We start from the raw sequence: 13,958 nt of genomic DNA, 5'->3' as shown, positions 1-13,958 counted from the left end.
GTCGTCCCCGATCTCGCGGCGGAGGGCTCTCCCACCGAACTCGCGGGATCGACGAAGTTCATTGCACTGCAAGACCTCCTGATGACGGCATCCAATACTCCAGGCGGTCGGCAATGAGCGTGAACGCCCTCGAGTATTCGTCCCGGACGCGCAGGTCCGCGTCACGGTGGATCATGCCGATCCTCATCGTCATGCTGGTCGCTGGGACACTGATCTACACCCAGGTGGCCGATCTCGACTCGAGCGAGGCCCGCAGCCTCGATCTGTCGCTGATCCTGCTCAATCTGCGTCAGCACATACAACTGGTTGTCGTCTCGACCTTCCTGACGATCGCCATCGGTGTGCCTCTAGGAGTCTTGCTCACGCGGCGCGGCACCCGCTACCTGAGCGCCCCGATCCTGGCCGTCGCCAGCGCCGGACAGGCTGTGCCGTCGATCGGATTGCTGGTGCTCCTGGCCATCGTATTCGGCGTCGGTTTCAAGATGGCCGTCGTCGCGCTCGTCGTCTACGCGTTGCTGCCGGTGCTCCGCAACACGATGGTCGGAATCCGCCAGGTCGACCCGGCGATCGTGGACGCGGGGCGCGGAATGGGGATGAACTCGTGGGAGGTCCTCCGCGCGATCGAACTCCCCCTCGCGACGCCGGTGATGCTCGCGGGTATACGGGTGGCGCTCATCCTCAACGTCGGCGTCGCCACCCTGGCCACCTACACCAATGCGGGCGGCCTCGGCTCGATCATTGCGGCCGGAATCCATCTCAACCGGCTACCCGTGCTGGTCGTCGGGAGCCTGCTGACAATCGCGCTCGCCTTGACCGTCGACTGGGCGGCCTCGATCGCTGAGCAAGTGTTGCGCCCCAAGGGAATCTGACCCAGGAGGAAGGACCTGACAACCCATGTTCACGAAGGCATTGTCCGCGGGGGCTGTTGCCCTGACCCTGACACTGGGCGGCTGCGCCCTGACCGCCAACAGTCCCGGGGAAGTCTACGGCGCCGGCGGCAGTGAGGGCGTACTCGACGGCGCCAGGGTGACCATCGCGTCGAAGGCCTTCACCGAGCAGCTCATTCTGTGCGAGATCACCGCCCAGCGCCTCGAATCGCAGGGCGCCAGCGTCAATCGGGTCTGCGGAATGACAGGCTCGAACACGGTCCGCGCCGCCGAAGTCAGTGGCAACGTCGACATGTCCTGGGAGTACACCGGCACCGGATGGCTCACCCATCTCGGAGAACAGGAAGTGATCACGGATCCTGAGGAGCAGTACACCAAGGTTCGTGATGAGGACCTCGAGCGCAACCAGATCGTCTGGCTACCCCCGATGCCGGCGAACAGCACCTATGCCGTCGCCGTCAAGACCGAAACCGCGGCGCGGATGGGGCTCGAGACGCTCTCCGACTATGCGAACCTGGTCAGGTCCGATCCGAACGCCGCGCGATTCTGCGGTGCGGCAGAGTTTCTCGGACGTGACGACGGATGGCCTGGACTGCAGCAGGCGTACGAATTCTCGTTGCCCCGCAACGACATCGCCGAACTTGCAGACGGGGCCATCTATAACGCCGTCGCCACGAACAACCCGTGCACATTCGGTGAGGTCTTCGCGACCGACGGTCGTATCCCGGCACTCGGACTGACCATACTGACCGACGACCGCCACTTCTTCCCCGTCTACAACGGTTCGCTGACGATCCGTGAGAGCATTCTCGACGAGTACCCGCAGATCGCGCCGGTCATGGCACCGGTGAGCGCGCTACTCGACGACTCGACGATGCGCGAACTCAACGCATCGGTCGACGCCGACGGCCGGACCCCAGACGAAGTCGCGGGCACCTGGCTGCACGAACACGGTCTCGCCTGACCGTTCTCCGGTGATCGGTACCTCGAAACTTCGAGTCCCGATCACCGGACGTGCATCGCTATCGAGCCGGCTGCGGATCATCCGCCCGCGCGTGCCGCGCGCACCCGCTCCCACAGATGACGGTCGGTGCGCGGTCCCCCGCGGGTGTCGGCCCCATATCGCGCAATCTCCGCGTCGATGTCCAGCGGACGCGTGGGCGGTTGCGCGGGAACCAGCTCGTCGATCGCGAGTTCGTCGGGTACGAGCCAGCACACCTCGAACTCGATCCCGTCCGGGTCGCGCCCGTACAGCGCCTTGGTGGAGCAGTGGTTGCTCGCTCCGCTCAGTGCATTGGCAGCGATCAGGCGGTCACGCATCTCGGCCAGACCCGCGAGAGTATCGATCTCCCACGCCAGGTGGTAGAGCCCGACGTCACCCGAAACCACCTGGCTGGTTGGGTTCGGGCTTTGGAACAGCCCCAGATCGTGGTCGTTCGCCGAGTCCGGCGCCTGCAGGAAGGCTGCACCGGCTAGCCCGCCCGGTAACACCTTGAACCCGAGCACATCCCGGTAGAAGGCCAGGCTGCGCTGCAGGTCGGACACGAACAGGACGGCGTGATTGAGTCGCTCGATCGCCATCGCGATCAGGTCCCGAAGCTGTAGTTGACGTTGGTGAGCTGCTCCGAGAGCGACCACAACTGTTGCGCAACGGCTTCGTCGTGCGACTTCCGGCTCGACTTCACGACCTTCGGGTAGCCACGGGTTTCGAACAGCGACGAGGGGCCGAGGTAACTGCCGCCGACCGCGTCAGGCACGGTGGCCGCGTACAGCATTGGCAATGTGCCCATCTCTGCCGATTGCGCGATGACCGGAGTGGCCAGGGCCATGATCCGCCCCGTAACCGACTCCGTGTGCGTCTGCAGATTGGTCGCCGCGTACCCCGGGTGCGACGCGAGCGCCTTCACCTTCGAACCCGCGGCCGCGAGCCGGCGCTGCAACTCGTAGGTGAACAACAGATTGGCCAGTTTCGACTGCCCGTAGGCGGGCCAGCGCTTGTATGGGCGACGCTCCCAGTTCAGATCGTCGAGGTCGATGGAGCCGATGTTGTGCATCGCGCTCGACATCGTCACGACGCGGTCGCTGATCTTGTCGAGCAGCAGACCCGTCAGCGCGAAATGACCCAGATGATTTGTTCCGATCTGCATCTCGAACCCGTCAGCGGTGCGGTACAGAGGCACTGCCATCACCCCTGCGTTGTTCACCAACACATCGAACGAATCGATCGAACCGGCGAACTCGCGGATCGATGCCAGATCTGCAAGGTCGAGCCGACGCACCTCGGCACGCTCGCCGAGTGGCGCCGCGACTGCACGTCCTTTGTCGACGTCCCGGCACGCCATGATCACCTTCGCTCCCGCCTTCACGAGAGCCTTGGTAGCTTCGGCCCCGAGGCCGCTGTTCGCGCCGGTCACGACAAAGGTCCGGCCCTGCTGATCGACTATGTCCCCCGCCGTCCATGTAGTCATGGTCACAGCCTACGGAACGGTCCGGTTCCGCGGGAGTGCAGGCCCGGAACCCGCTGCGACGTCCGGCCGGACAGGTACCGTCGGGATGTGTCCGCTCCTCCACTGCCGATCCGTGACGGCCTCAACCCGACACGGCTACGTCTGCCGAACCCGGGCAAATGGGAGACAATGCTCGCCTTTCTGCTCGAACGGTTCGCGGCCGACGCGACGCGAGTCCTGCAGAAGGCCGAGGCCGGCGAGATCGTCGACGAGCGCGGCACGCCGATCACCGCGGTCACACCGTACCGCCCGAACGGGTTCCTCTACCTCTACAGAGACCCACCGGTGGAGCGCCGAGTGCCATTCGAGATCGAGATCCTGCACCGCGACGCTGATCTCCTCGTCGTGGACAAGCCACACTTCCTCGCAAGCACGCCGCGTGGCGCCTACGTCGCAGAGTCGGCGCTGGTGCGGCTGAGGCGCGACTTGGATTTGCCGGAGCTGACCCCCGCGCACCGGCTGGACCGGATCACCGCGGGCGTCCTTGTCTTCACGGTTCGCACCCAGGCACGCCGGGCTTACCAGGCCCTCTTCGACAAGCGCCTGGTGACTAAGGAGTACGAGGCTCTCGCGGCGTTCGATCCCACGCTGCGTCTCCCCCGCACCGTTCGGAGCCGAATCATCAAGGAGCGCGGCGTCTTACAGGCACGTGAGGTACCCGGAACCCCGAACGCCGAGAGTCGGATAGACCTGATCGAGGCGCAAGGCGATATCGCGCGCTACCGACTCCGACCACGTACCGGCAAGACGCATCAGCTGCGCCTGCACATGAGCTCGCTCGGGATCCCGATCCTCGGTGACAACTTCTATCCGGTGTTCTACGACGTGGCCCCCGACGACTACTCGGACCCACTGCGCCTGATCGCGCGCAGCATCGAGTTCGACGACCCGGTCACGGGTGCGCGCAGGCGATTCGAGAGCCGCCGCACGCTCACTGCGTGATCTACGACGGCGACACCACCAGAGCCGAGATCGGTTCGCGCACCCTTCGAGCAGCCGCTTGCGCGGTGTGAGACCCCGCGGGGACAGGCCCACGGTAGTTGCCAGTTATTTGGTCGGCCGAGCTGCGAATGGAGATCACTGAGTCGTGGTGGCCAGGGCCGGGATCGAACCGGCGACCTTCCGCTTTTCAGGCGGACGCTCGTACCAACTGAGCTACCTGGCCGGACGGCACCACAACCGAATGCCCGCCGAACCGAGACGTTTCAGACTCGATTGAGCGACCCTGACGGGACTCGAACCCGCGACCTCCGCCGTGACAGGGCGGCGCGCTAACCAACTGCGCCACAGGGCCTTGCTGTTACTGCATGTGAAGATGTATTGCTCTCGCAGAAGTCGAATCGACTTCCAGTGGTGGCCAGGGCCGGGATCGAACCGGCGACCTTCCGCTTTTCAGGCGGACGCTCGTACCAACTGAGCTACCTGGCCGGACGGCACCCGAACCGAATGCCTATTCGTGCTGCACCGTTTCCGATACAGAAAAGCGACCCTGACGGGACTCGAACCCGCGACCTCCGCCGTGACAGGGCGGCGCGCTAACCAACTGCGCCACAGGGCCTTGCTTGATACTGCTATTCAACTGTCAATGGCGCGTCAACGAGTGAAGCGTACCCCCTACGGGATTCGAACCCGCGCTACCGCCTTGAAAGGGCGGCGTCCTAGGCCGCTAGACGAAGGGGGCCCGCCGGATCACTCCGGCCAGTACCCTCAACGGCGTTCCGTTGGGAGCTTGGATAGCTTAGGGCACCAATTTCACAAACCACAAATCGCCTGATCAGCGTGCATATACACCAATTCAGCCAGGCACAGCCGCATCCAGCTCCACGGGCCACCCCTCACGGCGCCACTTCTCCAACCACGAATCCACGGCCATACCCGCGAGAACGACTTCGAGCGAATCTTCGAACCTCGCACGCAGGTCGACCTGTTGAGCGGTGAGGTCGGACAGATATCGCTGGCCGGCGAGGCTGGCAGCAAGAACCCGGGTGAACTTCTCGACGTCGACACCCTCCCGGACGAGGCCTTCTCGTTCGGCCCGCTGAAGGAGTTCACGTGCCGAGCCGCCCCACACCCGAGCACCACCGCTCTGCACATCGGCGTAGAACTCAGGCTCGATGATCAACCGGAACTCAGCACGCACGATCGGGTCGGACAGGAACATCCTTGCGACATTGTCGATGAGCCCGTGCAGAATCTGGAAGGGATCGAGGTCGGCTCGGGCCATCCACCGGGCCGTCATCTGATGGTATTTCTCGAGGGCGGCGGCGAGTACCGCACGCCCAAGTTCCTCCTTGGACTCGAAGTGGAAGTACATCGCACCCTTGGTCGCGTGGGACCCCTCGAGGATCGCATTCACCGACGCCGCCGCATATCCGCGCACACCGAACTCGACTGCAGCTGCTTCCACGATTGCAGCGCGGGTCCGTCGCGCACGCTCCTGTTGACGTGCCATTGCGCTCTTCGCCTCCGAAAACCGTAGGACTCGCCGACGCTCCGGTCGGCTTCCCGCCCGACAACCAGACTAGTCCCCTTGTCGGGTCGCTTGAAACGCAGCGAAGTTGATCTAGCCACTTCTTACTGGCGCTACAGAAACACACCAAGTGGTATAGTTTTCAATGGCTCGGGCGTGCTGCAGGGGGGCGCGCACCCGAGCCTTCTACGCGAGGGCCAAGAAGAGCATCGTCGACGGCGATGCTCACTGCAGGGGCTGTCTGAGCGGTGAGCACATGCTCGGGCCCGGCACGAACGAACGGGACACCGAGTCGTCAGAGACCGAGGCTGTCGTACTCGCACAACCGCCCCGCGAAGCGACGCGGAACCGGGGCCCAAGTAGTGGATCGTTGGCGGGCGCGACCGATCCGGGCGAGGCGCCACCTCAGACTGACCAGGGCTAGGACAGTTCCGGACCTGCGCAACATCCTGAGTCTCCCTCCCCAAGGTCGGCTTGATCGGACTGGTCCAGCCTGACGCGCCGGTTCGGCGAGGGGAACGTCACAATTACCTATAGGAGTACCTGTTCTTCAGCGGATACCGCTGGAACTCGACCCGATCATGGCAGTCGTTGTGGAAGCCTTCACCGTCCGCACACACCCAAAGGGGATTTGCACAGAAGACGCGCCAGGTGCCCCCACCAGGGCTCGAACCTGGGACCCACTGATTAAAAGTCAGCTGCTCTACCAACTGAGCTATAGGGGCGTGCGGACGAATGCTAGCGGACAAAGAGGCGGAGTGCACATTGGTTCGCGCAATGGCCGAATCACGTCCCGAGTCGCCCCCTTGGAAGACCGTCAGCGCAGGTCGGGGCACTTTGCGCCGCGAAGCGACCCGTCGGACGTGCCGGCTCAGCCGCGGCACTTCCGGACCGGTCAGATTTCCGGCCCCGGTGACTCTCCCGGCGACTGCGGCTCCCGCTGGTGCAGGTCGCCGCGGAGCTTGGCCACCTCCTCGCCACGCTGGCGGTATCGCCTCAGGAGGAAGACCGCGGCACCGAACACAAAGACACCGATGATCGCCCCCCACAGCGACGCCCCACGGAAACCGGGTGCATCGACGTCCAGGGTGCGCTCCCCCGCGTGGGCTGCACTGCTGCCTCCGAGGACCACAGTGAGCGTCAGCAGATTCGGAAGCGCAACGACGACACCGAGGATCAAACCTCCGGTCACCCAGAACCTGGCGTGCTTGCGGCGACGCGCCCGCCACGCAAAGTAGAACAGCAACAGGGCAAGCGCGGTGCACACCACCCCGAACAGCAATCCCAACAGAACGCTTGTCGAGAAACTGCCGGAGGACAGTGCCGCCACCTGGTGGCTCCACCATCGAGGCAGGAAGGCGGCGAGCACGAAATAGGCGACGACGAGTGCTGCAAGAATCGCGAGCGCCCAGACGGTCTTCTTCACCCAGGCCGGTCTGCGCGCGCTCTCGGCCGTGGGCGAGCTCCCAGGCACCGGAGCTGAAGAGGCGCTCACGGTCGTCCCCCTGTGGATGTGTCCGCTGCCAACACGAAGTTCTTGCCACGCACCCAGAAACTGGGATGTCCGCCATGTTCGACCGTGTCGACACGCTGAGCTTCGCACAGCCTGTCGACGATCGGTTCCAGCCGGCTGATGTTCGCGGCCATGGCGCGATTGTGTGCCCCTGCCGACTGGGACGCAAGGCCTAGAGCAAGTAGCGGTCGACCAATCATTCACAGTGGATTCACAGCTCGAAAAACCGGGCAAAACGCCCTCAGCAGAGGTCACTGACGTGTAACGTCCGGCGCACGACACGTACATATTGCAGACACCACCCGCAGAAAACGGGGCCGGCGAAGCGGGGTCGGATCCACTTCTTCGGATCCCTCGTCCCAGGAATCCATGGCACCGAAGGTTCGCAACACGTCCCGAAGGCACGCCAATTTCTCGCAGTTTCAAAGAATTACATGGAGGCAACACCTGATGTCGAGGGATCTCACACAGCTCGAGCTGCTGCAGGAGTTGCAGCCGGTGGCCGAAGACAACGTCAACCGACATCTCTCCATGGCCAAGGACTGGCATCCACACGATTACGTTCCTTGGGACGAGGGCCGCAACTTCGCCGCACTGGGCGGTCAGGACTGGGACCCGGAGCAGTCCCGACTCGACGAGGTCGCCAAGGCCGCGATGATCACCAATCTCCTCACCGAGGACAACCTGCCGTCGTACCACCGCGAGATCGCCGAGAACTTCTCGCGTGACGGTGCATGGGGAACGTGGGTGGGCCGGTGGACCGCCGAGGAAAACCGCCACGGCATCGTCATGCGCGACTACCTCGTCGTAACCCGCGGCGTTGACCCCGTCGAACTCGAGAACGCACGCATGAGTCACATGACCAGCGGATACGAGGCCCCCGGTGGACCGCACTCCGGCCTGCTCACCTCCGTCGCGTACGTCACGTTCCAGGAACTCGCGACCCGCGTCTCGCACCGCAACACCGGGCGCGCCTGTCATGATCCGATCGCGGACCGAATGCTGCAGCGCATCGCGGCGGACGAGAACCTGCACATGATCTTCTACCGGAATATCTGCGGTGCGGCGATGGACCTGGCCCCTGACCAGACGCTGCGCGCGGTCACCGATGTGATCAAGTCCTTCCAGATGCCCGGCGCCGGCATGCCGAATTTCCGGCGCAACGGTGTCCTGATGGCCAAGCACGGCATCTACGACCTGCGCCAACATCTCGAGGAGGTAGTGATGCCCGTACTACGCAAGTGGAAGGTGTTCGACCGCACCGACTTCACCGCGCGCGGAGAAGACACGCGTGAGGAACTCACCGCCTTCCTCGACGATCTCGGGAAGCAGGCCACCAGGTTCGAAGAGATGCGCGACCGGGCCCTGGCCCGCGAGGCTGCACGCGGTGAGAAGGCGTCCTGACAGGCCACAACCACTGGCCAGCCAGCTATCCTGTGCCCGGTACCGGATCCCGGTACCGGGCACCGTCATCTCTACCGAAGAAGCATCCCGAGGTCTTCATGTCACCCCTTCGCATCGGCTCGCTCGACCTGAGCAGTCCAGCCGTGCTGGCCCCTATGGCGGGCATCACGAACGTCGCGTTCCGCACGCTCTGCCGCGAACTGGAGCTCGAACGCGCCGGCAGCACCGCAGGCTTGTACGTGTGCGAGATGGTGACGGCCCGCGCGCTCGTCGAGCGGCACCCGGTGACCATGCACATGACGACCTTCGGGCCGACGGAGACGCCGCGCTCGCTGCAGCTGTACACCGTCGATCCCGAGATCACGTACGCCGCGGCGAAGATGATCGTCGACGAGGACCTTGCCGACCACATCGACATGAACTTCGGCTGCCCGGTCCCCAAGGTCACACGCAAGGGCGGGGGGTCGGCCCTACCGTACAAGCGCCGCCTCTTCGGTGAGATCGTCGCGGCGGCGGTCCGCGCGACCGAAGGCACCGACATCCCGGTCACGGTGAAGATGCGCATCGGCATCGACGCCGAGCACCATACCCACCTCGATGCCGGACGCATCGCCGCCGCTGAGGGTGCCGCTGCTGTGGCGCTGCACGGCCGCACCGCCGCGCAGCGCTACTCGGGCACGGCGGACTGGGGCGAGATCGCCCGCCTGAAGGAACACGTCACCGACATACCGGTCCTTGGCAACGGCGACATCTTCTCCGCCGAGGACGCCGTCAAGATGATGAGCGAGACTGGCTGCGACGGCGTCGTCGTCGGACGCGGCTGCCTGGGTCGGCCGTGGTTGTTCGCCGAGCTCAGCGCCGTGCTCAACGACAGGCAGATGCCTACTCCACCGAATCTCGGTGAGGTCACCGCGATCATGCGCCGACACGGCCGGCTGCTGGCCGACCACCACGGCGAGGACCGCGGTATGCGCGAGATGCGCAAGCACATGGCGTGGTACCTGCGCGGGTTCCCAGCCGGTTCGGACCTGCGCAACAGTCTGGCCCGAGTGTCGTCGCTGGTCGAACTCGAGGATCTACTCGGCCGACTCGACCCGACGGTCCCGTTCCCGGCGGACGCGGAGGGCCCGCGCGGCCGACAAGGCTCGCCCGCCGCAGTCGCCCTTCCCGACGGTTGGCTCGACGACCCCGAGGACACCCTCGTACCGGCCGGTGCCGACATCATGCACTCCGGCGGATGACACCTGCGCAACCTAGAATTGGGGCGCCGCAGTTCCTCGAAGGGGTTTTCCGGAGGGAGACACCGTGACCACTGCATCCGCCGATTCCGGCGCCTGGCCCACACTGCGAGTCGCGGATTGGGAACCCACCCGCGACACCCTGCACATGTGGACGCAGATCGTGGGGAAGGTCCGCCTCGCTCACACCCCACTGGTAAACCACTGGTGGCAGGTGCCGTTGTACGTGAGCCCGCGGGGACTGACGACGTCGGCGATCCCACACGGCAACCGCGTCTTCGACATCGAGTTCGACCTGTCCGGACATCAACTCACGATCCGCGACAGCAACGGCGCACACCGCGAGTTCCCACTCGAACCGATGCCGGTCTCCGACTTCTTCCACCGAGTCATGCAGGCACTTCAAGAACTGGGCATCGAGACCCGTATCCAGGCGACACCAAATGAGGTCGATCCGGCGATCCCGTTCGCCGAGGACACTGTCCATGCGTCATACGATCCCGCCGCCGCGAACCTGTTCTGGAAACAACTCATCCAGGCCGACCGGGTCATTCACGAGTTCCGCTCGAACTTCGCCGGCAAGGTCAGCCCGGTGCACTTCTTCTGGGGCGGGTTCGACCTCGCCTGCACGAGGTTCTCGGGGCGGCCTGCCCCTCAGCATCCCGGCGGCGCCCCCAACGTCGGCACCTGGGTGATGGTCGAGGGCTACTCACACGAGTTGTCGAGCTGCGGATTTTGGCCGGGGGGCGGCGGGGAGGGCGCGTTCTACGCCTACGCCTACCCAGAGCCGGAGGGCTTCGCCGACCATCCGGTCCTTCCCGAGCAGGCTTTCTACAGCGCCGACTTCGGGCAGTTCCTATTGCCATACGAGTCGGTCCGCACCTCCGCCGACCCGGATGCAACTCTGCAACGGTTCTTGCAGACCACCTACGAGGCCGCAGCCGACAACGCACCCTGGGACCGCGCCGCCCTCGAATGTGATCCACGTCGCTGGGACAGCGAACGCTGACGTCCCCACCAGCGACACCCCCGACAAACGCACGACCAACCGATCGCACCGCCGGTTTGGCCGTGTCGAGCGTGGATGCTCGCGATTTGTTACACCAGTATCATTGCGGCAGCGTCGAGCAGCGATATCAATTTGGAATCGGAGAGGTCAGGGCGAATAGGTGGGTGACGAGCGCTATCCCGGTCACACCGCGCCAGAAGGCCGCGCCCCCTGGGAACGTCCCCTCGCCGACCACAACTACCGCGACCAACAGGCCGGTCGACGCAACCGTCGGGCTCTCGACAGTGACCCAACTGAACCAACAGAGCGGCTCTCCGTTGCCGAACTGATGGAGAAGATGGGCCGACCGGTACCACCCTCCTTCAACGGCGCGCACCGCGGCGGCCCAGCACCCGTCCAGGAGCCCGCCCATCCCGCTGCGCACGCACCCGAACCCGACCCCGGCCCCGGCCCATCCACCGAGATCATTCCAGCGGTTACCGACGTTCCCCCCGCGTTCGACCCGCGCACAGAATACGACCGGAACGCAGAGCGAGAGTGGTTCGCCGAGCCCGAACCGGAGCCAGCCGCCCCATCCTGGGTGGAAGAGGATGCCGGCCCCGCAGCGCCGCAGACGATCGGCGCACCCAACCGAACTCGACTCGCAGCGAGCAGAGCCCGGAAACGGCGCAAGCTGTTGCACGCCGGACGGTCCGCGATCGCCTTCGTGGCGGTGATGGCGCTACTTACGACCGGCGGCGTGTGGGGGTACCTACGCTCGACTGAGGGCCGGTTCTCGCAAGTATCCGCGCTCGACACCGATTCCACCGACATCATCGATCCGGGTGGGCAGACGGGCGATGAGACCTACCTGATCGTCGGCACCGATACCCGCGCCGGCGCTTCCGGCGAGGTCGGGGCCGGCACGGTAGAGGACGCCGAGGGCGCCCGATCCGACACCGTCATGCTCATAACCGTCCCTGCCGACCGAAGCCGCGTCGTGGCGGTCTCCTTCCCTCGCGACCTCGACGTCTCGCGGCCGCAGTGCGACGGCTGGGACAACGACACAGGCACCTACACCGACGAGACGTACCCGGCCGCGAACGGCGAGAAGCTCAATGCCACCTATGCATTGGGCGGACCGAAGTGCCTGGTCAAGGTCATCCAGAAGATGTCAGGGGTGAAGATCAGTCACTTCGTCGGCATGGACTTCGCCGGGTTCGAGAGCATGGTCAACGAGGTCGGCGGTGTCGAGGTGTGCGCACCGCAGCCGATGATCGACGGCGAACTCGGCGTGATCCTCCCGAATGCAGGCACCCAGACCCTCGACGGCAAGCAGGCGCTCGACTACGTACGTGCCCGTCACATCGTGTACGAAGGCAGCAGCGACTACGGACGGATCAAGCGACAGCAGTATTTCCTCTCGGCGCTGTTGCGCGAGGCGATGTCAAGCAAGGTGCTCTTCGATCCGGGCAAGCTCAACGGCTTCATCAACGCGTTCTCGGAGTCAACCTTCGTCGAGAACATCGACACCAAGTCGCTGCTCACCCTCGGCCAATCGCTTCGCAACGTCGACGCCGGCGCGGTCACATTCATCACCGTCCCCACAGACGGCACCAACGATCGGGGCAATGAGATACCCCGCCTCGACGCCATCGAGGACATCTTCCAGGCCATCATCGATGACGAGCCACTGCCTGGTGAGAAGCGCGGCGACGAGGAGAACCCGCCGGTCGAGCCCGCCCCGATCCCCGAGCAGAGCCTGGTCGCGGTCAGCCCGGAAGAGTTGAGCCTCCAAGTTTCGAACGGCACGGGTGAGTCCGGTCTGGCCAGCACAACCGCCGACGGGCTCGCTGCATACGGCTATCAGATCTACAGCGTTGGGAACTACGACGAGAACAGTACCGAAACGTTGGTCCGGTTTCCGCCGGGACACGAGGCAGAAGCGGCGACCGTGGCATCATCGATTCCTGGCGCGATACTCGAGCAGGCGTCCCGCCTGAGCAACATCGTCGAGGTGGTCCTCGGCACCGACTTCCGCCGCACAGTGACAGCTCCAGCGGTAGCCGGTACGACCGTCGATGCGGGGCCGGCTCGCGTTGCCGCCGTCGAGCAGATCGAATTGCCTGCCGATCTGTCGGTTACCAACGCGACCGACAACCCTTGCGGGCAGCCCTGAGCCCGCTGGGCATTCATTCGACGTTCACCCGAATGTGGCGACATGGTTTCCACCGCACCGTAAAGTGTGATCCCATGCGCGTCGCCTACAACGAACAGATGACCGAGCTGGCGGATCTCCTCGGCGAGATGGCCGGCTTGGCCGGGGCGGCCATGGAGAAGGCCACTGAGTCGCTCCTGCAGGCCGACCTCGGGCTCGCCGAACAGGTCATCGGTGAGCACGAGAAGATCACCGAGCTCAACGTCGTCGCTGAGGAGCGAGCCTTTGCCTTGCTCGCGCTGCAGGCTCCGGTTGCCGGCGACCTGCGGTCGGTAGTCAGCGGTCTCCAGATCGTCTCCGACATCGACCGCATGGGTGCGCTCGCACTGCACGTCGCCAAGATCACGCGCCGTCGCCACCCCAACTATGTCCTCCCCGAGGAGGTCAACGGCTACTTCGCCGAAATGGGTCGCATCGCCGTTGCCCTCGGTGCCAGCGCAAAGGAAGTCCTCGAGACCCGTGATCCCGAGCGCGCCGCCAAGCTTCGTGAAGAAGACGACGCGATGGATGATCTGCACCGCCACCTGTTCCGAGTCCTCATGGACCGGGAATGGAAGCACGGCGTCGCCGCCGCCGTCGACGTGACCTTGTTGGGCCGGTTCTACGAGCGTTTCGCCGACCACACCGTCGAAGTCGCTCGCCGGGTCATCTTCCTCGTGACCGGCAAGATGCCCGAGGAGCCGCAGAACGAGTCCGACGACCTCACGCCCTACACCCAGCCGTAGACCACGAA

Annotated in this window: 13 protein-coding genes and 6 tRNA genes; 8 read left to right on the top strand and 11 right to left on the bottom strand. The window is 64.9% G+C overall.

Translation table 11 applies throughout. The annotated features are described in order from the left end of the window. The first annotated feature begins 113 nt into the window (after positions 1–113). Entirely contained in the window at positions 114–869 is a 756-nt protein-coding gene (locus EGT50_RS15425; protein ID WP_127955537.1) for an ABC transporter permease, read from the top strand. A gap of 25 nt (positions 870–894) precedes the next feature. Beyond that, positions 895–1,851 (top strand): glycine betaine ABC transporter substrate-binding protein, encoded by a 957-nt coding sequence (locus EGT50_RS15420; protein ID WP_127955536.1) that lies wholly within the window; start codon positions 895–897, stop codon positions 1,849–1,851. 77 nt (positions 1,852–1,928) lie between these two features. On the opposite strand, the gene EGT50_RS15415 is transcribed toward EGT50_RS15420, so the two are convergent. Beyond that, entirely contained in the window at positions 1,929–2,468 is a 540-nt protein-coding gene (locus tag EGT50_RS15415; RefSeq protein ID WP_127955535.1) for a VOC family protein, read from the bottom strand. Between the two features lie 5 nt (positions 2,469–2,473). After that, the gene (locus EGT50_RS15410; protein ID WP_127955534.1) at positions 2,474–3,355 is read right to left on the bottom strand and encodes an oxidoreductase; all 882 of its coding nucleotides are present in this window, start codon (positions 3,353–3,355) and stop codon (positions 2,474–2,476) included. Positions 3,356–3,442: 87 nt separating this feature from the next. On the opposite strand from EGT50_RS15410, the gene EGT50_RS15405 reads away from it, so the two are divergent. After that, on the top strand, positions 3,443–4,336 hold the full coding sequence (locus tag EGT50_RS15405; RefSeq protein ID WP_127955533.1) for a pseudouridine synthase: 894 nt from the start codon (positions 3,443–3,445) through the stop codon (positions 4,334–4,336). Positions 4,337–4,482: 146 nt separating this feature from the next. On the opposite strand, the gene EGT50_RS15400 is transcribed toward EGT50_RS15405, so the two are convergent. From EGT50_RS15400 to EGT50_RS17085, 9 genes are all read right to left on the bottom strand, one after another. Further along, positions 4,483–4,559: transfer RNA gene (locus tag EGT50_RS15400), tRNA-Phe, on the bottom strand. 55 nt (positions 4,560–4,614) lie between these two features. Next, positions 4,615–4,688 (bottom strand) — tRNA-Asp (locus tag EGT50_RS15395). A 57-nt stretch (positions 4,689–4,745) separates the two neighbouring features. After that, positions 4,746–4,822 (bottom strand) — tRNA-Phe (locus EGT50_RS15390). 56 nt (positions 4,823–4,878) lie between these two features. Then, a tRNA-Asp gene (locus EGT50_RS15385) sits at positions 4,879–4,952 on the bottom strand. A gap of 50 nt (positions 4,953–5,002) precedes the next feature. After that, positions 5,003–5,075: transfer RNA gene (locus tag EGT50_RS15380), tRNA-Glu, on the bottom strand. A gap of 114 nt (positions 5,076–5,189) precedes the next feature. Beyond that, positions 5,190–5,846 carry a TetR family transcriptional regulator gene (locus EGT50_RS15375; protein WP_127955532.1) on the bottom strand — a complete coding sequence of 219 codons (657 nt, stop codon included), beginning with the start codon at positions 5,844–5,846 and terminating at the stop codon, positions 5,190–5,192. 670 nt (positions 5,847–6,516) lie between these two features. Further along, positions 6,517–6,589: transfer RNA gene (locus EGT50_RS15370), tRNA-Lys, on the bottom strand. A 170-nt stretch (positions 6,590–6,759) separates the two neighbouring features. After that, positions 6,760–7,359 carry a G protein-coupled receptor family protein gene (locus tag EGT50_RS15365; protein ID WP_127955531.1) on the bottom strand — a complete coding sequence of 200 codons (600 nt, stop codon included), beginning with the start codon at positions 7,357–7,359 and terminating at the stop codon, positions 6,760–6,762. Next, the gene (locus EGT50_RS17085) at positions 7,356–7,511 is read right to left on the bottom strand and encodes a hypothetical protein (protein WP_164873427.1); all 156 of its coding nucleotides are present in this window, start codon (positions 7,509–7,511) and stop codon (positions 7,356–7,358) included. The genes EGT50_RS15365 and EGT50_RS17085 overlap by 4 nt, the downstream gene beginning before the upstream one ends. A 316-nt stretch (positions 7,512–7,827) precedes the next feature. Here EGT50_RS17085 and EGT50_RS15360 point away from each other — a divergent pair, with 316 nt between their 5' ends. The 5 genes from EGT50_RS15360 (at position 7,828) to phoU (ending at position 13,950) form a co-directional block, all read left to right on the top strand. Next, positions 7,828–8,781 carry an acyl-ACP desaturase gene (locus tag EGT50_RS15360; RefSeq protein WP_127955530.1) on the top strand — a complete coding sequence of 318 codons (954 nt, stop codon included), beginning with the start codon at positions 7,828–7,830 and terminating at the stop codon, positions 8,779–8,781. A 98-nt stretch (positions 8,782–8,879) separates the two neighbouring features. Next, the gene (gene dusB, locus EGT50_RS15355) at positions 8,880–10,022 is read left to right on the top strand and encodes a tRNA dihydrouridine synthase DusB (RefSeq protein WP_127955529.1); all 1,143 of its coding nucleotides are present in this window, start codon (positions 8,880–8,882) and stop codon (positions 10,020–10,022) included. 145 nt (positions 10,023–10,167) lie between these two features. Beyond that, positions 10,168–11,028 (top strand): DUF5996 family protein, encoded by an 861-nt coding sequence (locus EGT50_RS15350; protein ID WP_235870776.1) that lies wholly within the window; start codon positions 10,168–10,170, stop codon positions 11,026–11,028. A 160-nt stretch (positions 11,029–11,188) separates the two neighbouring features. Then, positions 11,189–13,186, top strand: coding sequence for an LCP family protein (locus EGT50_RS15345; protein WP_127955527.1), 1,998 nt, complete (start codon positions 11,189–11,191; stop codon positions 13,184–13,186). Between the two features lie 74 nt (positions 13,187–13,260). Beyond that, positions 13,261–13,950, top strand: coding sequence for a phosphate signaling complex protein PhoU (phoU, locus tag EGT50_RS15340; protein ID WP_127955526.1), 690 nt, complete (start codon positions 13,261–13,263; stop codon positions 13,948–13,950). The last annotated feature ends 8 nt before the right edge of the window (positions 13,951–13,958 follow it).

The sequence above is a fragment of the Rhodococcus xishaensis genome (genome assembly GCF_004011825.1).
Classification (GTDB): Bacteria; Actinomycetota; Actinomycetes; order Mycobacteriales; family Mycobacteriaceae; genus Prescottella; species Prescottella xishaensis.
This window is presented reverse-complemented; position numbering and strand designations above follow the sequence as displayed.